23 protein-coding genes, 1 pseudogene and 2 riboswitches are annotated in these 26012 nt (G+C 60.2%); of the genes and pseudogenes, 9 read left to right on the top strand and 15 right to left on the bottom strand.

Going from position 1 to position 26012, the window contains the following annotated elements:
- Positions 1–198: 198 nt before the first annotated feature.
- From EYC95_RS17935 to EYC95_RS17910, 6 genes are all read right to left on the bottom strand, one after another.
- Positions 199–588 (bottom strand): RidA family protein, encoded by a 390-nt coding sequence (locus tag EYC95_RS17935; protein WP_008033044.1) that lies wholly within the window; start codon positions 586–588, stop codon positions 199–201.
- A 41-nt stretch (positions 589–629) separates the two neighbouring features.
- Positions 630–1421 (bottom strand): amino acid ABC transporter ATP-binding protein, encoded by a 792-nt coding sequence (locus EYC95_RS17930; protein WP_131061557.1) that lies wholly within the window; start codon positions 1419–1421, stop codon positions 630–632.
- A complete protein-coding gene (locus EYC95_RS17925) occupies positions 1418–2080 on the bottom strand; it encodes an amino acid ABC transporter permease (protein WP_131061556.1) in 663 nt (220 codons plus the stop codon). Before EYC95_RS17925 ends, EYC95_RS17930 begins: the two co-directional genes overlap by 4 nt.
- Before the next feature lie 9 nt (positions 2081–2089).
- Positions 2090–2752, bottom strand: coding sequence for an amino acid ABC transporter permease (locus EYC95_RS17920; RefSeq protein ID WP_131061555.1), 663 nt, complete (start codon positions 2750–2752; stop codon positions 2090–2092).
- 52 nt (positions 2753–2804) lie between these two features.
- Positions 2805–3653, bottom strand: a complete 849-nt coding sequence (locus EYC95_RS17915; RefSeq protein WP_131061554.1) for a transporter substrate-binding domain-containing protein — start codon at positions 3651–3653, stop codon at positions 2805–2807.
- A gap of 336 nt (positions 3654–3989) precedes the next feature.
- Positions 3990–4409, bottom strand: coding sequence for a hypothetical protein (locus EYC95_RS17910; RefSeq protein ID WP_131061553.1), 420 nt, complete (start codon positions 4407–4409; stop codon positions 3990–3992).
- 271 nt (positions 4410–4680) lie between these two features.
- On the opposite strand from EYC95_RS17910, the gene EYC95_RS17905 reads away from it, so the two are divergent.
- Complete coding sequence (locus EYC95_RS17905; protein WP_131061552.1) at positions 4681–5112, top strand: co-chaperone YbbN; 432 nt, start codon at positions 4681–4683, stop codon at positions 5110–5112.
- A gap of 30 nt (positions 5113–5142) precedes the next feature.
- On the opposite strand, the gene EYC95_RS17900 is transcribed toward EYC95_RS17905, so the two are convergent.
- Entirely contained in the window at positions 5143–6699 is a 1557-nt protein-coding gene (locus tag EYC95_RS17900) for a TerC family protein (RefSeq protein WP_131061551.1), read from the bottom strand.
- A 267-nt stretch (positions 6700–6966) separates the two neighbouring features.
- Positions 6967–7833 (bottom strand): LysR family transcriptional regulator, encoded by an 867-nt coding sequence (locus EYC95_RS17895; protein ID WP_131061550.1) that lies wholly within the window; start codon positions 7831–7833, stop codon positions 6967–6969.
- A gap of 164 nt (positions 7834–7997) precedes the next feature.
- Between EYC95_RS17895 and EYC95_RS17890 the strand changes: the two genes are divergently transcribed.
- From EYC95_RS17890 to poxB, 4 genes and pseudogenes are all read left to right on the top strand, one after another.
- On the top strand, positions 7998–9536 hold the full coding sequence (locus tag EYC95_RS17890) for an MFS transporter (protein ID WP_131061549.1): 1539 nt from the start codon (positions 7998–8000) through the stop codon (positions 9534–9536).
- A 63-nt stretch (positions 9537–9599) separates the two neighbouring features.
- Positions 9600–9857, top strand: coding sequence for a DUF2790 domain-containing protein (locus EYC95_RS17885; protein WP_131061548.1), 258 nt, complete (start codon positions 9600–9602; stop codon positions 9855–9857).
- A gap of 70 nt (positions 9858–9927) precedes the next feature.
- Positions 9928–10435: pseudogene (locus tag EYC95_RS17880) on the top strand (hypothetical protein).
- Positions 10436–10529: 94 nt separating this feature from the next.
- Positions 10530–12254: a ubiquinone-dependent pyruvate dehydrogenase gene (gene poxB / locus EYC95_RS17875; RefSeq protein WP_131061547.1), complete on the top strand. Its 1725-nt coding sequence runs from the start codon at positions 10530–10532 to the stop codon at positions 12252–12254.
- Positions 12255–12372: 118 nt separating this feature from the next.
- Here the strand turns inward: poxB and EYC95_RS17870 are convergent, their stop codons facing one another.
- The 5 genes from EYC95_RS17870 to cobW all read right to left on the bottom strand — a co-directional run bounded on the left by EYC95_RS17870 (position 12373) and on the right by cobW (position 21079).
- Positions 12373–14019, bottom strand: coding sequence for a phospholipase D-like domain-containing protein (locus EYC95_RS17870; RefSeq protein WP_131061546.1), 1647 nt, complete (start codon positions 14017–14019; stop codon positions 12373–12375).
- A gap of 287 nt (positions 14020–14306) precedes the next feature.
- On the bottom strand, positions 14307–14918 hold the full coding sequence (locus EYC95_RS17865; RefSeq protein WP_131061545.1) for a VWA domain-containing protein: 612 nt from the start codon (positions 14916–14918) through the stop codon (positions 14307–14309).
- A gap of 53 nt (positions 14919–14971) precedes the next feature.
- Positions 14972–15970: an ATP-binding protein gene (locus tag EYC95_RS17860; protein ID WP_131061544.1), complete on the bottom strand. Its 999-nt coding sequence runs from the start codon at positions 15968–15970 to the stop codon at positions 14972–14974.
- 150 nt (positions 15971–16120) lie between these two features.
- A complete protein-coding gene (cobN, locus tag EYC95_RS17855) occupies positions 16121–20014 on the bottom strand; it encodes a cobaltochelatase subunit CobN (RefSeq protein ID WP_131061543.1) in 3894 nt (1297 codons plus the stop codon).
- Between the two features lie 3 nt (positions 20015–20017).
- Positions 20018–21079, bottom strand: a complete 1062-nt coding sequence (gene cobW, locus EYC95_RS17850; RefSeq protein WP_131061542.1) for a cobalamin biosynthesis protein CobW — start codon at positions 21077–21079, stop codon at positions 20018–20020.
- A gap of 97 nt (positions 21080–21176) precedes the next feature.
- Positions 21177–21391, bottom strand: a riboswitch (cobalamin riboswitch).
- Between the two features lie 261 nt (positions 21392–21652).
- Positions 21653–21880: riboswitch (cobalamin riboswitch) on the top strand.
- 119 nt (positions 21881–21999) lie between these two features.
- Between cobW and EYC95_RS17845 the strand changes: the two genes are divergently transcribed.
- From EYC95_RS17845 to cobM, 4 genes are all read left to right on the top strand, one after another.
- A complete protein-coding gene (locus EYC95_RS17845; RefSeq protein WP_131061541.1) occupies positions 22000–22191 on the top strand; it encodes a CbtB-domain containing protein in 192 nt (63 codons plus the stop codon).
- An 11-nt stretch (positions 22192–22202) separates the two neighbouring features.
- Positions 22203–22907, top strand: a complete 705-nt coding sequence (locus tag EYC95_RS17840; RefSeq protein WP_131061540.1) for a CbtA family protein — start codon at positions 22203–22205, stop codon at positions 22905–22907.
- Positions 22904–23317, top strand: a complete 414-nt coding sequence (locus EYC95_RS17835; RefSeq protein WP_131061539.1) for a cobalamin biosynthesis protein — start codon at positions 22904–22906, stop codon at positions 23315–23317. Before EYC95_RS17840 ends, EYC95_RS17835 begins: the two co-directional genes overlap by 4 nt.
- 98 nt (positions 23318–23415) lie before the next feature.
- A complete protein-coding gene (gene cobM / locus EYC95_RS17830) occupies positions 23416–24162 on the top strand; it encodes a precorrin-4 C(11)-methyltransferase (protein WP_131061538.1) in 747 nt (248 codons plus the stop codon).
- Positions 24163–24276: 114 nt separating this feature from the next.
- Here the strand turns inward: cobM and nfuA are convergent, their stop codons facing one another.
- Both nfuA and EYC95_RS17820 read right to left on the bottom strand, forming a co-directional pair.
- Complete coding sequence (nfuA, locus tag EYC95_RS17825; protein ID WP_008150988.1) at positions 24277–24861, bottom strand: Fe-S biogenesis protein NfuA; 585 nt, start codon at positions 24859–24861, stop codon at positions 24277–24279.
- A gap of 90 nt (positions 24862–24951) precedes the next feature.
- The gene (locus tag EYC95_RS17820) at positions 24952–25953 is read right to left on the bottom strand and encodes an acyltransferase (RefSeq protein WP_131061537.1); all 1002 of its coding nucleotides are present in this window, start codon (positions 25951–25953) and stop codon (positions 24952–24954) included.
- Positions 25954–26012: the final 59 nt, after the last annotated feature.

Raw genomic sequence — 26012 nt, 5'->3', positions numbered from 1 at the left:
GCGTAATCATCGAGTGCTGCGCGAGCATATTCGTAGCCCACAGGTGCATGTTCCTTCCTCGCCGACAACTGACTTCCAGCGATATCAGTATGGAAGAGAAAGGAACGGACTACCTATATCGCGAGCAGGCTCGCTCCCACAGAGGAATGCATTCCAAATGTAGGAGTGAGCCTGCTCGCGATGAAGTCACCGCAAATCTCAGGCCTTTTTCTTGTACGCAATGCAGTCAATCTCGACCTTGCAGTCGACCATCATGTTCGCCTGCACACAGGCCCGTGCCGGAGCGTGTTCAGGTTTGAAGTATTCGGAGAAGACCTTGTTGAAACTCGTGAAGTCCCGCGGATCCTCCAACCACACGCCCGCACGCACCACATCTTCCAGGCCATAACCGGCCTCTTCGAGAATCGCGATCAGGTTCTTCATGGTCTGGTGAGTCTGCTCGACAATGCCGCCAACAATGATCTCGCCATCCAGCGCCGGCACCTGGCCTGACACGTGCAGCCAGCCATCGGCTTCAACGGCGCGGGCGAAAGGACGAGGCGTACCGCCAGCGGCGCTGCTGCCGGTGCCGTAACGAGTAATGCTCATGCGTGTTTCTCCTGATTGCAAGTGGAATGCTTTTTAAAAAATCAGAACCGCGTGTTCTTGAGAAATTCAGCCAGACGCGGTGATTGCGGGCGTTCGAACAGTTCCTTGGGTGGCCCCTGCTCTTCGATGCGCCCCTGATTCATGAATACGATCTTGTCCGATACCTCGAAGGCAAAACGCATCTCGTGGGTGACCAGCAACATGGTCATGCCTTCATCGGCCAGGCCCTTGATCACGTTCAGCACTTCGCCGACCAGTTCCGGGTCGAGGGCCGAGGTCACTTCGTCAAACAGCATCAGGCTCGGGTTCATCGCAATCGCCCGGGCAATCGCCACGCGCTGTTGCTGACCGCCGGACAACTGACCGGGGTAGTGATCACGCCGATCCAGCAAGCCGACCCGCTCCAGCCATTTTTCCGCCAGCGCCACGGCTTCGTCCTTGTGCAGTTTTTTGACCTTGAGCAAACCGAGGGTGACGTTCTGCAACGCGCTCAGGTGCGGGAACAGGTTGAACTGCTGGAACGCCATGCCGGTCATCGCCCGATGCCGAGCGATGACTTTTTCCGCGTGGCGCACGCGCTTGCCGTTGACCTCGTCATAACCGATGGACTCGCCATCGAGCACGATCTGGCCGCCCTGGAATTCTTCGAGCATGTTCACGCAACGCAGCAGCGTGGTCTTGCCCGAACCGCTGGAGCCAATCAGCGTGACCACGTTGCCGCGCTGCATGGTCAGGTCGACGCCCTTGAGCACTTCGAGCTTGCCGTACTGTTTGTGCAGGCCGCGAATATCCAGCAGGGCCTGGTTCTGTGTCGAAACTTGAGGTTGAGTCATGGCAAGGCCACCCGCTTTTCAATGTGCCGGCCGAATAATTCGATGGCGTAGTTGATGACGAAAAACAGAAATCCGGCGAACAGGTAAAACTCGAGGGTCATGAAGGTGCGGGCGATGATCTGCTGCGTGCTGAGCAACAATTCCGCCACACCAATGACCGACAACAAAGTCGAGGCCTTGACGATCTCGGTGGACGAGTTGACCCAGGTCGGCAGGATCTGCCGCAACGCCTGAGGCAACAACACGTAACCAAGGGATTGATAAAACGTCAGGCCGATGGCCTTGCTCGCTTCCATCTGGCCGCTGGGCAACGCTTGCAACGCGCCGCGCACAATCTCCGCCACGTGGGAGCCGCAAAACAGCGTCAGCCCCAAGGCGCCGGCCTGAAACGCACTGATCTGCCAGCCCACTGCGGGCGCCATGTAAAAGCAGGCCAGCACCAAGACAAACACTGGCGTGCCGCGAATCAGGTCAACGTAAAACCGAAACGGTGCGCGCATCCAGACATTGCCGTAGGTCAGCACCAGACCGGCGACAATGCCGACCATCGTGCCCAGCAAAATCGCCAGCGCCGAGACCTGCACACTGGTCAGGAAGCCTTGCCACAACACTTCCCGCGCGACCCACAATTCATGCAACCAACTAGGGGATTCGTACATGTGGGCCTCCTATCGGCGGATCGCCAGACGCTGCTCGAGGTAACGCAGCATCATGGCAATGAGGTAACAGGCCGCAACATAGAGCGCTGTGGTCACCAGCCAGGTTTCAATCACCCGGTAGCTCTCGACATTGATCTTGCGCGCGTAGTAGGTCAGCTCCGGCACCGCAATCGCGGCGGCCAGCGAGGTGTCCTTGAACAGCGAAATGAAGTTGTTCGACAGGGCCGGCAACACGTTACGCAACATCACCGGCACGGTGACGTAGGCCTTGACCTGCCACTCGCCGAGCCCGATGGCCAGGCCGGCTTCACGCTGCCCCTTGGGAATGCTCAACAAACCGCCGCGGAACACTTCGGTCAGGTACGCCCCGGCATACAGCGACAAGGTGATGATGAACGACGGGATCTTGTCCAGACGGATCCCCAGGCTCGGCAAGGCGAAGTAGATCAACAGAATCAACACCAGAATCGGCGTATTGCGGATCACCGTCACATACACCGACGCCAGCACCCGCAATGCGCGGTGCTTTGACAGCAAAGCAAACGCCATCATCAGGCCGATCACGCAACCGATGGCGATCGACACCAGCGACAGCTCAAGGCCCAGACCGAGCCCCGCCAGCAAAGTGTCGAAATCGCGCCACACGGCGGCAAAGTTCAACTGATAGTTCATGGTCAGCAGTACCTTGAACGGGGCGCGTTATGGGCGCCCCGCTCTCACGGGATCATTTGAATTCGACGGGGAAACCGATGGCTGGAGTCGGCAGATCAACGCCGAACCATTGCTTGAAGGACGCCGCGTAAGTCGGGAACTCAACGCCGGTCATGGCTTCATGCAGGGTAGTGTTGACGAAGTTCAGCCAGTCCTGATCGCCGCGTTTGACCGCGCAAGCGTAGGTCTGTGGGCTCCAGGCGTAAGCCGGGCTGCGATAGCGGCCAGGGTTCTGCACCATCAGGTATTTCACCGATGACTGATCGGTGGCGGCGGCGTCGGCACGGCCGGAGTTGACGGCCTGATACATCAAATCAACGCTGTCGTACTGATCGACCTTGGCTTTGGGCAAGGCTTGATGCACCAGCTCTTCGGCGTACACGTTCTGCAGCACCGCCACGGTCACGCTGTCGTTGGCAGCCTTTAGGTCTTCGATTTCCTTGTATTTGCTGCTGGCCGGCAACAACAGGCCGACGCCTTCGCGGTAGTACGGCAGGGTGAACGCCACCTGCTGGGCACGGCTGGCGGTCACGGTGATGAACTGGCAACTGATGTCGACCTTGTCCGTCAGCAGGTTGGGAATCCGCGCATCGGACGACTGCACCACGTACTCGACCTTGGTCGGGTCGTTGAACAATCCCTTGGCGATCATGCGCCCGATATCGATATCAAACCCCTGCAACTTGCCATCCGCTCCCTGGAAGTGCCACGGCGCATTGGTACTGCCCGTGCCCACAATCAGTTTCCCGCGGGCCAGCACGCTATCGAGCTTGCCGTCCGCCGCCTGGGCCACCCCCATGGCAGCAGCAGACGCTGCGACAAGAAAAATACACGCTTTAAATAAGGAAGGTCGGCGATGCATGGCAAGCACTCCAGGGTGATGTTTATTCCGCTATACCGGACATAGGTATGTAACAACGGAATAGACAGCAGAAAGTGTGCCACAGGCTGTGTTAAGCGTCGTGGGGAAATTGAAAAGTACTACGAATCAAGAACATGAGATTTGAACAGTACGGTGGTCGTTACCGAGTCATCAGCGTAAAGAGCGCTACTGTTAGCTACAGAAGTGGGGCGTTAGGACACAACTTGGTACGCAAAGCACCCTTTGAGGGCGTAACGCGTCTTCAAAGGGTAGCAAAGGTATTCTGGCCTCGTCAGTGACAAGACATAGGTATTGAAACGACCATCAACACCCGGATTAAGCTTCGTCCAGGACAAGCTTCACATTCCGGAACTTCCCACCTGCTCCCTGACCAATGAGCATCACAGAGAGAAGATCAACGTCCCCGTGCGATGGTTTTGGCACAGAAAAACCGACCGAATAAGTAACGTAATCGGCTCCGGGCCTTACAAAGAGTTGCAGACGCAGGTTTGACATTTCCAAGGCCACGTTGACGTAGCTCTTTGTTTCGTCGAGAAAAAGCCCCTCGAAAGATAAACGGTATGTGCCGGGTTTCAGTTTCACATCACTCTGATCCGCTGAGCCGCCCCCGCTTGCGTAACAGTACCCATCGCGAATTTCGACAGGGGCATTGAGTCGCCAATGCTCCTCACCTTGTGAAAAATCACCGTTAAGTATCAAGTTCTCCTGATGCGTAGCCAATTTATTCCCGATCATCGCGTAGCTCCTTTGCGTAGGTGGGTAGCCGTTTCCGTTGCGCCGCGATGTGCAGGGCAATGGAAAAAACGGTCCGCTTATTCAGCCTCCAAGCAAACTAAATATCTACTGTCAGATCTGACAGGTAACACCTATTTCCAGACCGACGGTAGTTCGCCTAAATCTCCATTCAAGCGGTAAAGGCTCACCTGTAATTTCTGACAGTAGACTCACCTCTCTTGCTCCTTTAACGTCAATTGGCCTCGATGATCGTTGTGAAAAGGAAATTTCAATGAGCTCGACAACGTCCCAACCGGCGATGGCTCCGGTTTACCGCAAAGCCCTGAAAACCTGGCGCCCGGTGATCTTGTACTTCGGCAGTCAGCACTGTCCGGCCTGCGAAACAGCCGGGCCGATCTTCCGTCAGATCGCCGAGGCTTATCGGCATCACGCGCAGATCTACATGCTGGACACTCGTGAATCGCCTCGGCACCCGAACGTCACCGGCACCCCGACCGTGCTGTTTTACAAGGATGGGAAACTGTTGAAAAAGCTCAAGGGCATCGGCACTGAACAAACCCTGCAGGAAAACTTCGCCAAGCACATCGGCAAGGTGAAACCGGCAATGGTGATCCGTAAACCGGTTCACGATCTGGCGTGGTTACGCCAGACCCTGCGCCGACTGTGCACTGTTCCTCGGGCGCACACGTTGATCGGGGTTTGAGCAATGATCGTTCCCACGCGCGGGAACGATCTAAACCGCGCGCACCAGCAACACCCGCGTCACCCGCCGCTCCTCAACCGCCGCCACCGTGATCCGCCAGCCTTCCCACTCATGGCTGTCACCGATCATCGGCAGGCGATCCAGCAGGCTGACCACCAGCCCGGCCAAGGTTTGATAGTCGTCGGTAGGCTCTGCCGCAAACCCGGTCCGCTGTCGCACCCGCGCCAGGTTCAACGCGCCGCTGACCATGAACCCACCCTTCTCCTCGACCACATCCGGGCCCTCGATTTCGCTGGCATCCGGCAACTCGCCGGCGATCGATTCGAGAATGTCAGTCATGGTCAGCACACCGACGAAGTCACCGAACTCATTGACCACGAACGCAATGTGAGTCGAGGCTTGGCGCATCTGTTCCAGGGCATTGAGGATCGAGTAACTGTCCAGCAAGTTGATGGTCTTGCGCGCCAAATGCTCAAGACCGGGCTGGTTGCCGGCCAGGTATTCCTTGAGCAATTCCTTCTTGTGCACGAAGCCCAGCGGCTCATCCACCGCGCCATCGCGAATCAGCGGCAGGCGTGAATAGGACGAATTCATCAGGCGCGTGCGAATGACTTCGGCATCGTCGGACAGGTCGATGTGATCCACATCAGCGCGTACGGTCATCAAGGTGCGGATCGGTCGCTCGGCGAGTTGCAGAACACCACTGATCATCACTCGTTCGCGACGGTCGAACAGTTCTACGCTCGGCGCTTCGCCATTCTCCAGCATGTCGGCAATTTCTTCGCCAACCTCCTCCACCGCCAGCGAGCGGCCACCGAGCAAACGCAACACGGCGTGGGCCGTGCGCTCACGCATCGGTCGCAGGCCCTGCATCGATTTTTTACGGCGAGCCCGGGCTATCTGGTTGAAGACCTCGATCAGGATCGAGAAACCGATGGCCGCGTACAGGTAGCCCTTCGGAATGTGGAACCCCAAGCCTTCAGCGGTCAGCGCGAAGCCGATCATCATCAAAAAGCCCAGACAGAGCATGATCACCGTCGGGTGTTCATTGACGAAACGGGTCAGCGGCTTGCTGGCGACGATCATCAGGCCGATGGAAATAATCACCGCGATCATCATCACGGCCAATTCATCGACCATGCCCACAGCGGTAATCACCGCATCGAGGGAGAACACCGCATCGAGCACCACGATCTGCGCCACGATCGGCCAGAACATCGCATAGGTCGCATTAGAAGCGCGCTGGCCGACATGGCCTTCGAGTCGCTCGTGCAATTCCATGGTGGCCTTGAACAACAAGAACACACCACCGAACAGCATGATCAAGTCGCGGCCGGAGAAGCTCTTGTCGAACACCTCGATCAACGGCTGAGTCAGGGTCACCAGCCACGAAATACTCGCCAGCAGGCCCAGGCGCATCAGCAACGCCAGGGACAAACCGATGAGCCGCGCACGGTCGCGTTGCTCGGGCGGCAGCTTGTCGGCCAGGATGGCGATAAACACCAGGTTGTCGATGCCTAGCACCAGCTCAAGCACAATTAGAGTCAACAGGCCCAGCCATGCGGTGGGGTCAGCTATCCATTCCATAAAAACGTCTCGATCCCTTTAGTGAGTTCAGAAAGCCGGGCACGGCAAGGCGCGGCACAGAGGCCGTGGCGGTAAAGTGACAAGGGGATTCAGAAGTCGGAAAACCGGATGTTTCGCGTGCATCAAGACCGCGTGGTAGCGCGAGGAGAAAGGATAACCGGGAGGCTCCAAAAGGGTGTTCATGCAAGTCCTGAAAGGAAAAAGGCCTTGGAGCGTACACGCGAAAGTGACATTTCCTACAGTCGGAAATCATTACAAAATCTGTAATCAGTGCTTTTTGACCTGCTCAATGTACCTGACCACCGCCGCCGACTTCTCGAACCGCCGATGAATCAACGACAACCACGACGCCGCTTCGCAGCCCTTGATCGTCCGGTACAGCACACCGGGCAAACCGACATGCCCGACTACCGATTCCGGCACGACTGCTACGCCCTGCCCCAACGATACCAGCGCAATCACCGCCACCAGTCCGCCCGGCTGCGCACCCAGTTTCGGCGCAAATCCGCCCTCGGCGGCGACTTGCAAGGTGCCGCTGATTTGCTCCGGCAGGATGAACGTCTCATTTTGCAGATGCTCCGGACTGATGTCCGGCAAACGACACAGCCAGGACTCGGTGGACAGCGCCAGCACAAAGCCTTCTGCATCCAGGCGAATGGCCTCCAGGCCATCAGGCAGGGTCATGGGTGAGCGGACATAACCAATATCGAATCGCCCCTCGACCACCATGGCCGGCAATGACGCCATGGGGCTTTCCCGCACATTGAAGCTGACGTCCGGGCACTCGTGACTGAAGGCCTGCACCTGTTTTTGCAGTAACCCCGAATACACCGCCGATGCCACGTAGCCGAGTTCGATATGACCGATATCCCCGCGTCCAGCCCGCCGGGCATTGTGCTGGGCGTATTCGAATTGCCGCACCGTCGCCTCGGCCTCGATCATTAACGCGGCACCGGCCTCGGTCAGGCTGACTTCACGTGTCTGGCGCACGAACAGTCGCGTGCCGAGTTCGTTCTCCATGTCCTGGATCTGTCGAGTCAAGGTGGGCGGTGCGATACCGAGTTGTTCGGCGGCGCGGGTAAAGTTGCCTTGCCGGGCAACGGCCAGAAAGTAGCGAAAATGCCGTATGTCCATGGGTGCATTAGCTCAAAGGTAATGAAGTCCCGATAGCAGGCTAACAAAGCCGATAATCGACCGCGATAAGCTCACAGACAATCACAGTAGAGAGCCATCGTCATGTACGTCAAACCCCTTTTCTGCGCCGCGGCCAACAATCTTGCTCAAAAGGCAATTACGCCATGAGCCGGGTCAGTCCGCGTTTGACCTTACTGACGGCCTCCGGCGTGTGCTCGCTGATCGTGCTCGACACCAACATCGTCGCCGTCACCCTGCCGACCATCGCCCGGGACCTGGGCGCGAACTTTGCCGACATCGAATGGGTGGTCAGCGCGTACATGCTGGCGTTCGCGGCCTTATTGCTACCCGCGGGCAGCATCGCCGATCGCTTTGGCCGGCAGAAAACCATGCTCTGCGGCCTGGGCATTTTCATCCTGGCCTCCATAGGTTGCGGCGCAGCGCCCACTGCGTTGTTCCTCGACATCGCGAGGGCGATCAAGGGTGTCGGTGCGGCATTGCTGCTGACGTCGGCCCTGGCCGCGATCGGCCACACCTTTCACGATGAAGTCGAACGAGCCAAGGCCTGGGCGTTCTGGGGCGCGTGCATGGGCGTGGCGATGACCGCCGCGCCGACGGTCGGCGGGCTGATCACCGAGTATGTCGGCTGGCGCTGGATCTTCTACCTCAACCTGCCGGTCGGGCTGTTCTTGATGTACAGGGTCTGGCGCGCCGTGCCGGAATCGAGGAACACCCAGTCTGCGCGCCTCGATCCCTGGGGCAGCCTGGCGTTCAGTGCGAGCTTGCTGTGCCTGATCTGGGGCTTGATCGAAGCCAACCGGATTGGCTGGAGCAACCCGCTCACCTACGCCCGGCTCATCGGTGGCGCCCTGCTGTTGGGGCTGTTTGTGCTGATTGAGCGGATGCAACAGCGGCCGATGGTCGACCTGCAATTGTTCAAGCATCCGCGCTTCATCGGCGCCTTGCTCGGCATGTTTGCCTACGCCGGGTGCGCCCAAGTGATGATGACGTTGCTGCCGTTCTATCTGCAAAACGGCCTGGGTTTCTCGGCCATCGCGTCCGGGCTGGGGATGCTGCCATTTGCGGTGACCATGTTGATTTGCCCGCGAATCGGCGCTCGGCTGGCCAATCGATTTGCCCCTGCGACGCTGATGGCGGCGGGTTTGACCCTGGTCGGCAGCGGCAACCTGCTCAGCGCTTGGGCCGTCAGCAGCGGCGGCTATCTGCCCTTCGCATTGGCCATTGCCGTAACAGGCGCCGGTGCCGGTTTGCTCAATGGCGACACGCAGAAAAACATCATGGCCTGCGTGCCCCGCGAGCGCACCGGCATGGCCTCGGGCATGAGCACCACCATGCGTTTCAGCGCGATCGTACTGGCCATCGGCGTCTTCGGTGCATTGCTGTCCAGCCATACCGAACTGTTGTTGCGTACCAGTCTGTCGACGCAAGGTACACAATGGCTCGGCCAGACCCAGGGCATTGCATCGCGGGTGGTCGCCGGTGATATGACCGCGGCCATGAACTTGCTACCGGAAACCGCACGCCCGCTCGTCGAACCGTTGGCGCGCCAGGCATTCGTCGGCGGCTTCAGCCTGCTGCTTATAGTCGCGGGTTTGCTGGCCTTGCTGGGGGCGCTGGTGGTCGGCACGCTGATGCGCAATCCGATCCCGGCGCAGAAAAGTTTTTCCCTGAGCCTGGAATAAACCCCAACGGGGCTCGTCGTACTGCCACTGAAATCGTTCAGTAGCCACTACGAGAGCCCCATCATGAAACGCATTCTGTCCGCCCTGTTTCTGATCAGTCTGAGCGGTGTTGCAGCGGCCGCTTCCATCGACAATTCCAGCACCCCGACAGTCGAGGACTACACGTATTCGACGCCGCTCCATATTGCCAAAGTGCTCAACATGACCCGCAACGATGGCTGCGGACCCGGCGCGCGGGAGATGACCTACATCGACACCATGGGCACCACCCATGTCCTGCGTTACCAGGCCTTTGGCGATGACTGTCTCGGTCAAAACTAATGCTTGAGCGACGCCAGTACCCGCTCGGCATTCGCACTGCAGGGCAAACGGCCAGCCCCTCGGCAATCGCATCGCCAAAGCCGCGATGGAAGAGAACCTCGCGGATACCGGACAAGCGCCGTCCAGCGCACTGTTCCAGCAGTATCAGGCCTGGGCCGAGGGTGAAACGGGGCTGCTGCTGACCGGCAACGTGATGATCGATCGCCGCACCATGACCGGCCCTGCGGGCCGTAGTGCTGGAAGACGAACGGCATCTTTAGCAGTTTCGTCAGTGGGCAACACAGGTGCTCGACAGCGGCATCGCCATGGCCGGTATCGGCACGGCGCTGGCCATCGAACCGAAGTTGGTCAAACGCTGGCGCGAAGGCCAGAACAGCCACCCACAATTGCCGCCGATCCGCTGGAAACGCAAACCACTGGCCGCCTTGGCGAGCATGGCCGTGGTGAAGTTCCAGCTGCATCGCCTGAGCCGCGGGCGCAAGACCCGGCCACAGGTTTCAGCGATATGGGCGTTGATTCTCGATCAGCTGTACATCGCCCGGCGTACGCGCCAGTACCGGCAGGCGATGGGCAAGTAATCGTCTATTAATCACAAACCCGGGTGAGTCATGGTTGCCACAGCGTTGTCCTCTTTTAACCCCGAGGACAATTCATCAATCACTGGAGCACCCCATGGCGAAAATCACCATTGCCCAGCAACTGGCAACCACCCTTGAACAGGCCGGCGTGAAACGCATCTGGGGCCTGACGGGCGACAGCCTCAACGGCCTGACCGAGGCCCTGCGCACCATGGACAGCATCGAGTGGATGCACGTGCGCCACGAGGAAGTCGCCGCGTTCGCCGCCGGCGCCGAAGCAGCGATCACCGGGGAACTGGCGGTGTGCGCCGGCAGTTGCGGGCCGGGCAATCTGCACCTGATCAACGGACTGTTCGATTGCCACAAAAACCATGTGCCGGTGTTGGCCATCGCCGCGCAGATTCCGTCCTCGGAAGTGGGCCTGAATTACTTTCAGGAAACCCACCCGCAGGAACTGTTCAAGGAATGCAGCCACTTCGTCGAACTGGTGAGCAACCCGGCGCAAATGCCCCAGGTGCTGCACCGGGCGATGCGCAGTGCAATCCTCAATCGCGGCGTCGCGGTGGTGGTGATTCCCGGTGACGTGGCGCTGCAGGAAGTCGAAGACAACCTCAAGCCCTGGCCGGCGTTTTCAAAACCACGCACCCTGCCCGCGCCTCATGACCTGGATCGGCTGGTCGAATTGCTCAGTCAAAGCAAAGCCGTGACGCTGATGTGTGGAGCCGGCTGCGCGGGAGCCCACGCTCAGGTGGTGGCGCTGGCCGACGCCCTCGGCGCGCCGGTGGTGCATGCATTGCGCGGCAAGGAGCACGTGGAGTGGGACAATCCGTTCGACGTTGGCATGACCGGGCTGATCGGCTTCAGTTCCGGATATCATGCGATGCTCAACTGCGACACGCTGGTGATGCTCGGGACTGACTTTCCGTATCGTCAGTTCTACCCCACCGACGCCACCATCATTCAGATCGACCACGACCCGCAAGCCCTCGGACGGCGCACCACGCTGGATCTGGGCATCGCCGCCGATGTTGGCGAAACCCTCGCCGCGTTGCTGCCGCGCCTGCCTTATCGTGGCGACCGCAGCTTTCTCGAGTCTTCCCTCAAGCACTACCAAAAGGCGCGTCAGGGTCTTGATGACCTGGCTCAACCTTCGGCGCCGGGCCGGCCGATTCATCCGCAATACCTCACTCGCCTGCTCAGCGAACTGGCCGATGAGGATGCGATCTTCACCGCCGACGTGGGCACGCCGACGGTCTGGGCCGCGCGCTATCTGAAAATGAATGGCAAGCGCCGACTGCTCGGTTCGTTCAATCACGGCTCCATGGCGAACGCGATGCCGCAGGCCATTGGCGCGCAAGCGGCGTTTCCTGGGCGGCAGGTGATTTCGCTGTCCGGCGATGGCGGTTTCAGCATGTTGATGGGGGATTTCATCTCTCTGGCGCAACTGAAGCTGCCGGTGAAAATCATCGTCTACGACAATGCCTCGCTCGGGTTCGTGGCCATGGAAATGAAATCCAGCGGGCTACTGGATACCGGCACGGACTTGCACAATCCGGACTTCGCGGCGATGGCCAATGCCATGGGGATCCTGGGAATTCGTGTCGAGGAATCCGAGGCGCTGGAACCGGCCTTGCGCCGGGCGCTGGCGCATGACGGGCCCGTGCTGGTGGACGTGGTGACGGCGACTCAGGAATTGGCGATGCCGCCGACGATCAAGCTGGAACAGGCCAAAGGGTTCAGTTTGTACATGCTTAAAGCGGTGATGAGCGGGCGTGGGGATGAGGTGATTGAGTTGGCGCGGACCAATCTGTTTCGCTAAGCGCTGAAAACCGCGTCGGCCCTTTCGCGAGCAAGCCCGCTCCCACAGGATTTCGTGAACGCCCGAGATCCAATGTGGGAGCGGGCTTGCTCGCGAAGGGGTCATTTGAGTCAGTGATTTACTGCCCGGAAAAACGCAACCTCGACAGCATCCGCAAATTCCCCTCGACATAATAATCATCAGTCCAGCTGTCATCCGCTGCTAACGGCTGGACCTGCTTGAGCGCCAGTTTTTTCGCGTAATAGCGAAACCGGTAGTGCTCATAGAACCGTAGCAATTCCAACCCATACCGATCCGCCAAATCGGTATCCCCGCGAATGATCAGGTAGTTCTCGTCATTGCTGCGACTGGCCGCCGCACTGAGGTTATGACTGCCACTGATGATCGTCGGCGTATCGCTGGTGAAATCCGTGACGACGGCTTTGGTGTGCACCAGCAGGTTGCCCTTCTGGCCTTCCTTGCTTTCCATGAGCCAACCTTCCAGCCCGGTATTGAGCAGCGCAACCGTGGTGAATTCAGCGGTGCGGTCGGCGTGAAACCCGGTGATTTTGCTCGCGGAGTTTTGCAGGCCGTAGCGCAGGATGTCGTCGTGGGGCTGACCGAGCAATGCGTTGAGGATGGCGTCGGGCAAGGTGAACGCAGTAACGAACAGCACATCTTTTTTCGCCGCGTTGATGATGTCGACGAACTCATGCAAGTCGCCCTGCCCCGAGCGTGGTGAGAATCCGGCGAACAACGGTTGGGTCGGGTCCATCGGGTTGTGTTGCGTGATCCATTGCCGCGTGGCGCCGACATCCGCCGGTGTGTTCCAGACCTGCTCGAACGTTTGCAGGTAACTGGCGCCGACCCGAGGATCGTCCAGCACATGCACCACGTTGGCCTGACGGTAGATGCCGTTGGGGGTGAAGTTGGTGCTGCCGCAGAGCACGGCTTCAGGCTGGCGCAGCCCCGCTGCATCGAGACGGCTCAGGACGATGAACTTGTTGTGGAAAATGCTGTGGGTGACGCGTCCGCGCTTGTTCGCCGCCGGGATCTTTTCCAGGCTCGCCTCATTCATGGCGGTCGTGTCTTCGTCCGGTTGCGCGTGATAAAGGACGCGAACGTGCACGCCGCGGTCGTGCGCCGCGTTCACCGCATCGACAATCACCGGCAACTGGTACTCGTAGATGGCGATGTCCAGTGCCCACTGACCATCGATGGCCCGCTCGATAAAGCCCAGCAAACGCCCGAGCAAACCGTTCTCCAGCCATTGGCGCGGGGCATCGGGCCAGACTTCGATGGGGAGCCTCTTATTGTCACTTATGAGCGCGTCGAGCTCGGGAAACTTGCGCTGGAACGCCTGACTGGCGGCCACTGCGCGGTTGAAATTGACACGTTGGTTGCCGGGATGTCCATCGTCGGTGGTGACCGTCACTTCCAGGGATTCACCGAGTTGCGGTGCATCGGCGCTGCCGTAGGCCAGATGGACCCGGTAATGGATCGTCAGCCCTGGATTGACCGCGTAATCGGCCCAGCGGAATTTCTGTAACGGCGCGATATTGCTCGGGGTGGCGTGATATTGCGCGAAGGTATGGGACTTACCCTGGAACGTCAGGCTATTGAACAAAAACTGCCAGGGTTTGTTGCCCTGCTGCTTTTCGATGGCGAAACCCAGCAGGCCTTTGCGGCGGGGTTCGGCCAGATCCATGGCCAACAGCACGCCATTGGTACCGGCGTAGGCTTTGACGCGGAAATCGTTCTGATCGTTAACGGCAAGTACGCGCATGATTCACTCCGGTGATCGAATGGCCCGCAGAGCATAGGGTAGTGATTTGGATTTGCCATGATGATCCGGAACCCGGGGTGATGCCTTCGCGAGCAAGCCCGCTCCCACAGGATTTGTGGATGCCGCAGATCGGGTTTGGGTCAGCGATGCTGGGTTTGCCATGATTATCCGGAACCGAGGTGATGCCATCGCGAGCAAGCCCGCTCCCACAGGGGACTTGTGAACGGCGCAGATTTAATGTGGGAGCGGGCTTGCTCGCGAAGGGGCCTCTGCAAACAACAAAGATCTCAGCCTGAAAACAGCTCATCAATGTGCCGATAATCCGCTTGCAGCTCTACCGCCATCTGTTTCGCCCGACCTAACCGGATCGGCCCGCGTTCGATATCAATCAGTAACCCTGGGCAATCCAGCACCGGTAGCCCCGGCCATTCCTTCAATCGCCCGTCGGTCACCAGCAACAGCCTTTGCTGTTCCGCCGGAAAGCGTTTTTGCCGTGTCGCCAGCCAACGGCCCGCTTTGCCAAGTGCCGCCAACAACGGCGTGCCGCCGCCCGCGCCCAGGTCATCGAGCCAGCCTCGCAACCCTGCCGACGCTTTCAAGCCTTGCACCTGCCACTTCGGCGCATGGCCACTGGCAGTCAATAACGCCAGACGCGCACGCTGGCGATACGCGTCGTCGAACAATTGTGCGAGTAAACCCTTGGCATCGCTCAGTGCCTGATGACGGCGGGTCGAGGCTGACGCATCGACGATCACCAGCCACAGTTCATGAGCGGATCGGGTCCGCAGATAAAACAGCACATCTTTGTGCTGACGAGGACGGCCGTTGAGCAAGGTGCCGGGCCAGTTGATCGAGCCACTGCGTGCGGCGTGACGCTTGCCCTGTTTACCGTTATCCAGTCGTCCGGCGCGGGGTCTGGCATTCGCCCCCGCGTCAGATCGAGGGCGAATGCCTAGGGCTTTTTTGGCCAGCTCGGCACTTCACGCCGGGCACCGATCGGCAACGCCTGGGCGGGCATTTCGCCCCACTGGCCCTGGCCTTCGCTCGGGCTGGAAGGTTGAGCCGAAGGTGACTGATTGTGTTGTGGCGCTGGTGGCGATTGCTCGCGACGACGATGACGCAAGGCAAACTCGGCAACCGCGTCGATATCTTCCTCGGCGATAGCGCTCGCCCCTCGCCATGCGGCGTGGGCACGGGCAGCGCGCAACCAGACCAGATCGGCGCGCAAGCCATCGACACCAGCGGCGAAACAACGCTCGGTAATCTGCGCCAGTGCTTCATCATCCAGGGGGATGCTCGCCAACAGGCTGCGCGCCTTCTGGCAACGTACACGCAGCGACTGCTGCTGGTTTTCCCACTCAGCGCAAAAGCGCTGGGGATCGCTGTCGAAATCCAGACGCCGACGGATGATCTGGCCACGTTCGGCCGGTGCGGTATGGCCACCGAGCGCGACGTTCAGGCCAAAACGGTCGAGCAGTTGCGGCCGCAGTTCGCCCTCTTCCGGGTTCATGGTGCCGATCAATACAAACTTCGCCGAATGCCGGTGGGAAATGCCGTCGCGCTCGATCAGGTTGGTGCCGCTGGCGGCCACGTCGAGCAACAGGTCGACGAGGTGATCGGGCAGCAGATTGACTTCATCGACGTAAAGCACACCGCCGTCGGCCTTGGCCAATACACCGGGGGAAAATTGTGCGCGACCTTCGCTCAGGGCGGCGTCGAGGTCGAGGGTTCCGACCAGCCGTTCTTCGGTGGCGCCGAGGGGCAAGGTGACGAACTGACCGCTGGCCAGCAAGTCCGCCAGGCCCCGGGCCAGGGTCGATTTGGCCATGCCACGCGGGCCTTCGATCAACACGCCGCCGATTTTCGGGTCGATGGCGGTCAGGTAGAGGGCGAGCTTCAGATCGTCGGCGCCGACCACGGCGGAGAGCGGGAAATGCGGGGTGTCGGTCATTTTTATATCTCGGTCATGGTCGGTAGCAGGCACACCTTGTACCTTGTAGGAGCGAGGCTTGCCCGCGAAGGCGTCTATTCAGTCGGTATCAATATTGAATGTGAAGGCCTCTTCGCGGGCAAGCCTCGCTCCTACAGGTTTTGCGGTGCATCAGCTGTCTTCTTCTATATCCAGCAAAAGGTTTTCCAGCGCCTCGCGATACGCGCCCGGTTCCTGCCACATCCCGCGCTGCTGCGCCTCAAGCATCCGCTCGGTCATGTCGCGCAGCGCATGGGGATTATGCTCACGCACAAAATCCCGGGTCGCCGGATCGAGCAAATACGCATCCGCCAGCAACGCGTATTGATGATCGTCGATCAACTGCGTCGTGGCGTCGAACGCGAACAGATTATCGACCGTCGCCGCCAGTTCGAACGCGCCTTTATAGCCGTGACGCTTCACCCCGTCGATCCACTTCGGGTTGGCCGCCCGGGAGCGGATCACCCGGGCCAGCTCTTCCTTCAAGGTGCGGATCTTCGGCAGGTCCGGCTGACTGTGATCGCCATGGTAACTGGCCGCCGCTTCGCCGCTGAGGCTTTCCACGGCAGCGAGCATGCCGCCCTGGAATTGGTAATAGTCGTTGGAATCGAGCAAGTCATGCTCGCGATTGTCCTGGTTTTGCAGCACGGCCTGAACCTGGCTCAAGCGCTGGGCGAATTGCTCGCGGGCCGCGGTGCCCTCATCGGAGCCGCCGTAAGCGTAGCCGCCCCAATTCAGGTAAACCTCGGCCAGATCCTCGCGGCTTTGCCACAGACGCCCGTCGATGGCGCCCTGAACGCCTGCGCCATAAGCGCCAGGTTTGGCACCGAAAATCCGCCAGCCGGCCTGACGCCTGGCCGCTTCTTCATCGAGGCCCGATTGCATCAACGTTTCACGCTCGGCACGCACCTTGGCGGCCAGCGGGTTGAGGTCGTCCGGCTCGTCGAGCGCGGCGACGGCTTGCACGGCGGCGTCGAACAGGCGGATCAGGTTGGCGAAGGCATCACGGAAGAATCCGGAAACCCGCAAAGTCACGTCCACACGCGGACGGTCGAGCAAGCTCAGCGGCAGAATTTCAAAGTCGTCGACCCGTTGACTGCCGGTAGCCCAGACCGGACGCACGCCCATCAACGCCATGGCCTGGGCGATGTCGTCGCCGCCGGTGCGCATGGTCGCGGTGCCCCAGACGGATAGCCCGAGCTGGCGCAAGTGATCGCCGTGGTCCTGCAAATGCCGTTCAAGAATCAGGTTCGCCGATTGGAAGCCGATGCGCCACGCCGTGGTGGTCGGCAGGTTGCGCACGTCCACCGAGTAGAAATTGCGCCCGGTCGGCAGCACGTCCAGACGACCGCGACTCGGTGCACCGCTGGGGCCGGCCGGGACGAAACGACCGCTCAAGGCGTCGAGCAGGCCGCGAATTTCTGCTGGACCGCAGGCGTCCAGACGCGGGGCGACCACTTCGCGCAGGCTGTCGAGGATGGCGCCAACCTCAGACCAACCACTCTCCTGTGGGATGGTGCTTTTGTGGCGAGGGAATTTATCCCCGTTGGGCTGTGAAGCGGCCCCAAAAAATGGGACTGCTGCGCAGCCCAACGGGAATAAATCCCCTCGCCACAGAGGCTCGCTCCCACAGGGTTCGTAGTTGGCATTCAACGTCTGCGAGATCAGTTGAGCAGCGAACAGCTCAAGACGTTCGCGGGAATCACCCGCCGTGCGCCAGACTTCTTCGCTCAACGATTGCAAGGCATCCGGTCGAGGTCCGATCCAAGGCTCGGCCAACGCACAATCCAGCGGATCAAAACCCAACTCAAACGCTTTGGCCAACGCCCGCAACAGACTCGACTGCGCCCCACGACCATCGCCACGGGGAATGCGCAACAGCGCCAACAACGTGTCGATGCGCAAGCGCCCGGTCGGCGACTCGCCAAAAATGTGCAGGCCATCGCGAATCTGCGACTCTTTCAAGTCGCACAGGTACGTGTCCAGCCGTGGCAACCAGATCGCCGCATCGGCGTCGCTGTTGAGCTTCTCGTCCAGCTGCAGTTCACGGTCGATGTGCGTCTCGCGCACCAGTTGCAGAATGTCGCGCTGCAATTCCCGGGCGCGGCGCGGATCGAGCAATTGCGCTTCGTAATACTCGTCGGCCAGCAACTCAAGGTTGCGCAACGGGCCATAGGTTTCGGCGCGGGTCAGCGGCGGCATCAGGTGATCGATGATCACGGCCTGGGTGCGACGCTTGGCCTGGGCACCCTCGCCCGGGTCGTTGACGATGAACGGATAGATATTCGGCAACGGCCCGAGGAGCGCGTCCGGCCAGCAGTTTTCGGAGAGCCCGACACCTTTGCCCGGCAACCATTCGAGATTGCCGTGCTTGCCTACGTGGATCACGCCGTGGGCGCCATAGGTGTTGCGCAGCCAGAAGTAGAACGCCAGATAACCGTGGGGCGGCACCAGATCGGGGTCGTGATACACCGCGCTCGGGTCAACCTGATAACCCCGCGCCGGCTGAATGCCGACAAAGGTCAGGCCAAAGCGCAACCCGGCGATCATCATGCGTCCGTCACGGAACATCGGATCGCTCTCGGGCGTGCCCCAGCGCTCCAGCACGGCGTGCTGATTGGCCTCGGGCAATGTGTTGAACATCCGCTGATAGTCGTCCAGCGCCAGGCTTTGCTGGCAGGGACGCTGGTCGATCGTGTCGAGGTCGTTGCTGACGCCGCCGAGCAATTGCTGGATCAACGCAGTGCCGCTCTCCGGTAACTCGGCGGGCAGCGGATAACCTTCGGAGTGCAACGCACGCAAGATGTTCAGCGCGGCGGCCGGGGTGTCGAGGCCCACGCCATTGCCGATGCGCCCGTCGCGGGTCGGGTAGTTGGCGAGGATCAGCGCGATGCGTTTTTCGCGATTCGGTACTCGCGCCAGATCGATCCAGCGCCGCGCCAGTTCGGCGACGAAATCCATGCGCTCCGGTTGCGCCCGATAGCACACCACGTCCGACTGACTGCGCTCGCTGCGCCACGCCAGGTCCTTGAAGCTGATCGGCCGGCTGATGATTCGCCCGTCCAGTTCCGGCAAGGCGATGTGCATCGCCAGATCACGCGGGCCGAGGCCCTGTTCACTGGCACGCCAGCCCGGCTCGTTGTCTTGGGCGCAGATTGCCTGGATCACCGGAATGTTGCGGCGAAACGGCCGCAAATGCGGCGCTTCGGGGCTGGATTGGGCAAAGCCGGTGGTATTGAGAATCACCCCCGCCTCGACTTCATCCAGCAGGTCCTCGACCACCGTCAGGCAGCCGGGTTCTTTCAAACTGGCCAGTGCAATCGGCAAAGGGTTGAGGCCCGCAGCCTGCAAACGCTGACAGAAAACATCGATAAAAGCGGTGTTCGCCGCCTGCAAATGCGAGCGATAAAACAGCACCGCCGCCACCGGTTGACCGGCCTGCCAGTCGGCTTGCCAATCGTGCAGTTCGGCGGGGCTTTTGTGCGGATGGTAAATCGCCGTACGCGGCAGCGTTTGCGGCTCGGCCCACACGTAATCGCGATCCAGCCAGCGATTGGCCAGGCAGCAGAAAAAATCCTGGGCATTGGCCATGCCGCCCTGACGCAAAAACTGCCAGAGACGGTCGCGGTCGTCGGCAGACACGGTGCTCAGGTCACTGAGTTCCGGGTCCGGCCGATCATCGCCGGGCACCAGAATCAGTTGTACGCCGCGTTGGGACAGCTCCACCAGACGTTCGACACCGTAACGCCAATAGGCGATGCCGCCGTGCAACGAAATCAGAACCACCTTGGCGTGGCGCAGCACTTCGTCGACATACAGATCGACCGACGCGTGATTCTGCACCTGCATCGGGTTGGCCAGGCGCACGCTCGGGTAATCATCCGGCAACTGTTGCGCCGCTTCGGCGAGCAGCGCCAGGCTTGAGTCACCGCTGCACAGGATCACCAGCTCGGCCGGGGTTTGTCCAAGGTCGGCGATGTTGTCATCCGACACGAATCCGCCGGGCTGGGTCCTGAGCAGGTGCATGGCTTAAGCGCTGAGCGCAGCGCGCAATTGCGCTTCGATTAGAATTCCGTCCAGTTCCTGGCCGATCAATACCAGGCGCGTGGCGCGCGCTTCATCGGCGCCCCACTGACGGTCGAAATGCTTGTCGAAACGCGTGCCCACGCCTTGGATCAGCAGGCGCATCGGCTTGTTCGGGATCGCCGCGAAACCTTTGACCCGCAGGATGCCGTGCTGGACCACCAATTGGGTCAGTGCGTCCAGCAGCAGGCTTTCGTCAGCCTGCGGAAGTTCGATGGAGATCGAATCAAAAGCATCGTGATCGTGATCGTCCTCGCCTTCGTGGTGGTGATCGTGATGGCTGTGACGGCTGTCGATGTGTTCCTCGGAACCGGCACCGAGGCCGATCAGCACGTCCAATGGCACGCGCCCGCTGCTGGCTTCGATGACTTTTACCGCTGGCGGCAGTTCTTCGGCGACTTCCAGGCGCACACGGGCCAGGTCTTCAGGGCTGATCAGGTCGGCCTTGTTGAGGATCACCAGGTCGGCGCTGGCCAGTTGGTCGGCGAACAGCTCGTGCAACGGCGATTCGTGGTCCAGGTTCGGGTCGAGTTTGCGTTGGGCATCGACCTGGTCCGGGAAAGCCGCGAAGGTGCCGGCAGCAACGGCCGGGCTGTCGACCACCGTGATCACCGCGTCAACGGTGCAGGCGCTGCGGATTTCCGGCCACTGGAAGGCTTGGACCAGAGGTTTTGGCAGGGCCAGACCCGAGGTTTCGATGAGGATGTGGTCGAGGTCGCCGCGACGGGCGACGAGTTCGCGCATCACCGGGAAGAATTCTTCCTGAACGGTGCAGCACAGGCAGCCGTTGGCCAGTTCGTAGACGCGGCCGTTGGCTTCTTCTTCAGTGCAACCGATGGAGCACTGCTTGAGGATCTCGCCGTCGATGCCCAGCTCGCCAAATTCATTGACGATCACCGCGATGCGACGGCCCTGAGCGTTGTCGAGCATGTGCCGCAGCAAGGTGGTTTTGCCCGAGCCGAGGAAGCCGGTAACGATGGTGACGGGGAGTTTGGCCAGTGTTTTCATCGGATGCCCTTTGGCAAGGTGGCGGGCATACGGGACGACAATCGCAGCGACGGACGCGCGCGGAAGAGTTCGCCACCGGATCACCCCGCCCGGTTGTAGTGAGAATTTTTGTCGAGGCAGGTCTCCTGGCTGACGGTGTGCCGGGCGGTTGGCCTGGCATTCGCTGCGCCTTCCCGCGAACCCGTTGGACAGGGCTTTCAGTGGCGTGGCAGCGAACATCACCGTTCACAGTTGCGGGGGCAGCCGCGGCATCGACCGCGTTCCCTTCTTAGCTTCGGCAAATGCCGAAGAACCTCGAAAGCGCAAGGCTACGCATCGTCTTGGGGCGGGTCAATGTCCGCAATGACGATCTCTGTGGCGAGGGGATTTAGCGAAACGTCGCACCGCCCCCTTCGGCGGCGAAGCCGTCGCAAAACCTGTTTGCGGGGTGTGCCTGAAGAAATGCAGGGGCCGCTTCGCTGCCCAAAGGGGATAAATCCCCTCGCCACAGATAAATCCCTTCAACACAGTTACACCCCTCAATTGCGAGATGAGAACCCATGCCAATTGACGCCAAACCCCCGCCCATGCTCTCCTACACGCCTTGTTACGGGTGCCCTTCACAGGGTGAAACGGGAAACCGGTGAATCATGTGCTTTACTCAAGCCATGTCAGTCCGGTGCTGCCCCCGCAACGGTAAGCGAGCGAAGCGTCAGATCCACTGTGCCAGCAGTTCGGCATGGGAAGGTGATGCTTGCAGGTCAAGGCGAAAGCCAGTGCCCCTCGTGAGCCCGGAGACCGGCCCGCAACACAAAGTGACCATTACGATCACTGAATAACAAACCCGCGGTGGGCGGGCGCTGTTTGAACCTCTGCGCGCCCGATTCGCAGGGGTTTTCCATGCGCTCTATTCACCCGCTGACAGACCAGAGGGAAGCGCCATGTCGATCATCAGCAGCACTAGCCACACAGCGGCCAGCACCACCACGACCCTGACTCAACGCCTGACCGCTGCCGTTTGCGCATCGATCCTTGGCGCTTGCCTTGTGTATTTCGCCGGTTTCTCGCACATCGAAGCGGTCCACAACGCCGCGCACGATACCCGTCACAGCTCCGCCTTCCCGTGCCATTGAGATCTGCCGACATGATCAAGCGTATTGCGCAAACCGCAGGTTTCACCGGGCTGCTGGCCGCCCTGTTGCTGACCCTGCTGCAAAGCTTCTGGGTCGCTCCGCTGATTTTGCAGGCCGAAACCTACGAAAAATCCGAGCCGGCCGCTGTTGAAGTTCACGAACACGCCGCCGGTGTTGCCGCTCATACCCACGATGCCGAAGCCTGGGAACCGGAAGACGGCTGGCAGCGCGTGTTGTCGACCACGGGCGGTAACTTGGTGGTAGCCGTTGGTTTCGCCCTGATGCTCGCCGGGCTCTACACCTTGCGTGCACCGACTAAAACCTCGCAGGGCTTGCTCTGGGGCCTGGCCGGTTACGCGACATTCGTGCTGGCGCCAACCCTCGGCCTGCCGCCTGAACTGCCGGGCACTGCCGCGGCCGATCTGGCGCAACGGCAACTCTGGTGGATCGGCACGGCCGCCTCCACGGCTGTCGGCATCGCCTTGATCGTGTTTAGCCGTCACTGGCTGATGAAGATCCTCGGCGTGGCGATTCTCGCCGTTCCGCATGTGATCGGCGCGCCGCAACCGGAAGTGCACTCGATGCTCGCTCCGGAAGCCTTGGAAGCACAGTTCAAAATCGCTTCGCAGCTGACCAACGTCGCGTTCTGGCTGGCCCTGGGCCTGATCAGCGCCTGGTTGTTCCGCCGCAAAAGCGATGGCCAATACCACGCATGACGGATACCGGCACACCGCCGACTTTAGTCGTCGGCCTGGGCTGCCAGCGCGGCTGCCCCGCCAGCACGCTGCGGGCGTTGCTCGATCAGGCACTACAGGCTCATAAAATCGGACTTCACCAGATCAAGGCCCTGGCCAGTATCGACCTGAAGCGTGATGAACCTGGCCTGATCGAGCTGGCTGCGCAACTCGCATTGCCGCTGATGTATTTCAGCAGCGAGCAATTGAAAGGCTACAAACCGCGACTCAGCCATCATTCGGACATCGCGTTCGAACGCACCGGTTGCTACGGCGTGGCGGAAAGTGCCGCCCTGGCCCTGGCCGAACAACTGGCCCAGGCACCGGCAAAACTGCTGATTTCGCGACAAAAATACGCCCAGGCCACCCTGGCATTGGCCTGCGTTGCGTAAGATCCCCGATAATCCCCGCCTTCGATCATGAGCAATCTTCATCTGAAGCCTTACTCACGCCCTTTTTCTGACAGACTCTTTTTTCAAAGGAACGGACGATGACCGTCTACTTCATTGGCGCAGGTCCCGGCGACCCGGAACTGATCACCGTCAAAGGCCAACGGCTGATTCGCAGTTGCCCGGTGATCATCTATGCCGGCTCTTTGGTGCCCGCCGCCGTGCTGGAAGGCCATTGTGCCGAACAGATGGTCAACAGCGCGGAGTTGCATCTGGAACAGATCATCGAACTGTTCAAAACCGCCCATGCCAACGGCCAGGACGTGGCGCGGGTGCATTCGGGTGATCCGAGTCTTTACGGGGCGATTGGTGAGCAGATTCGTTATCTGCGAGAACTCGGGATTGCGTTTGAAATCATTCCCGGCGTTACGGCTACTGCCGCGTGTGCGGCGCTTTTGGGGGCTGAGCTGACGTTGCCCGACATTTCCCAGAGCGTGATTCTGACCCGCTATGCCGATAAGACCGTGATGCCGGCCGGTGAAGAGCTGGGCAGTCTGGCGCAGCACGGGGCGACCATGGCGATTCATTTGGGGGTCAATCATCTGGAGAAAATCCTCGCCGAATTGCTGCCGCATTACGGCGCGGACTGCCCGATCGCGGTGATTCACCGGGCGACCTGGCCGGATCAGGATTGGGTGGTGGGGACGATTGCGGACATTGCGGCCAAGGTTGCGGCGAAGGGTTTTCGGCGCACGGCGTTGATACTGGTGGGGCGGGTGTTGGGCAGTGATCAGTTCAGCGAATCATCGCTGTATCGCGCCGGGCATGCGCACTTGTATCGGCCCTGAGTCACGCTAAATCCCCTCGCCACAGGTAAATCCCTTCACTCACAGATAATCAATCGTCCACAAAAAAACGGCACTCACGGGTGCCGTTTTTTCATTTCGCAGCGAACACCTTACTCAGTAGTAGGCATTTTCTTTCTGCGTGTGGTCAGTCACATCCCGTACACCCTTGAGCTCGGGAATGCGCTCGAGCAAAGTGCGCTCGATGCCTTCGCGAAGGGTGACATCTGCCTGGCCGCAGCCCTGGCAACCGCCGCCGAACTTCAGTACGGCGATACCGTCTTCGACCACATCGATAAGGCTGACCTGACCGCCGTGGCTGGCGAGCCCCGGGTTGATCTCGGTTTGCAGGTAGTAGTTGATGCGCTCGTTGACCGGGCTGTCGGCGCTGACCATCGGAACTTTGGCGTTTGGCGCCTTGATCGTCAGCTGGCCGCCCATGCGGTCGGTGGCGTAGTCGACTACCGCGTCGTCCAGGAAGGCTTCGCTGAACGAATCGATGTAAGCGGTGAAGCTTTTGAGCCCCAGCGCGGTGTCTTCAGGTTTCTCTTCGCCCGGCTTGCAGTAAGCAATGCAGGTTTCGGCGTACTGGGTGCCAGGCTGGGTGATAAAGACGCGGATGCCGATACCCGGGGTGTTCTGCTTGGAGAGCAGATCAGCCAGATAATCGTGGGCGGCGTCGGTGATGGTAATAGCGGTCATGGAAACTCCTCGCAGGCTTGGGCGCAGTTTACGCCAATCATCGCGCCGTACAAAGTCCTAGTATTTTTGTCGGGAAAGAGCCATCGCCGCTTAAGTAACCGTTTCGCCGTCAATCCGGGCTTTAAGCCACTGATAGCTGCGCTTTTCTACCCATTCGTAACTTGCCCAGGACGCCAGACCAATTGTCGCCGCGCAAACGACGAACATCACGTAGGGATTCACGCCATAACGCTGTGCGACAAATCCACCGGCAGACAGCACCAGCACGTGCATCAAATAAACCGAGTAGGAGCAATTGCCGAGCAATTTGAACAGCCTATTGTTCTCGACATAGCGCTCCAGCGAAATGCACGCCATCACCAGCACCGCGCTCGGCAAGCCCCAGGCCAGGAAGCGTGGGGCCGGCGGCCAGTGATAAATGGCCAGCAACGCGCCGCCAATTCCCAGCAGCGGCAGCCACAATCCCGGCTTGATCCAGCCTTGGCGGTAAAGCATACCGATGGCGATCCCCAGTAAGAACTCATAAACGATGTCCGAACGGTAGAACTCGCTGACCCAGCCATAGCCGGTCCAGGCCTGGCATACCGCGAACAGCAACGCCGCAACGATCAATAACCTGAAGTGCAAGCGGAACAGCAGTGCCCAGCCGAACAGCAGGTAGAACAACATTTCGTAGTTGAGGGTCCAGCCGACGTTGAGGGTCGGATAAATCCCATAGCCGCCCGGATTCTCCGTAGGAATAAACAACAGCGACAGCAGGAAGTGCGACCAGTCAACCGTCTGATCCGGCAACACCGGCCGAGCGAATACCACGACCAGTGCCATCAGCACCGTGTACAGCCAGTAAGCCGGGACGATCCGAAACAGTCGGTACAACAGAAACCGCATCGGTGGCAGTGACTTGCCCTCGGTGGACAGGAAGATCACCAAACCGCTGATGACGAAGAAGATGTCGACGCCCACGGCGCCCTTGTCGATAAACGCCTGCCCCACCGGCCCACGGGCCTGGAAGTCGAAGAAAATCTGCATGAAATGGTGGCAGACCACCGCCCAGGCTGCGATGGCGCGCAGGGCTTGTACAGAAATCAACATCAACGCCCCTCCCGTTCCCAATCCCAAACCACCACAGATTCCCTGTGGGAGCGGCGGTG

The sequence above is a fragment of the Pseudomonas sp. BGI-2 genome, from assembly GCF_004310295.1.
Classification (GTDB): Bacteria; Pseudomonadota; Gammaproteobacteria; order Pseudomonadales; family Pseudomonadaceae; genus Aquipseudomonas.
Note: the sequence above shows the minus strand (reverse complement) of the source record. Positions and strands in the feature narration are given on the sequence as shown.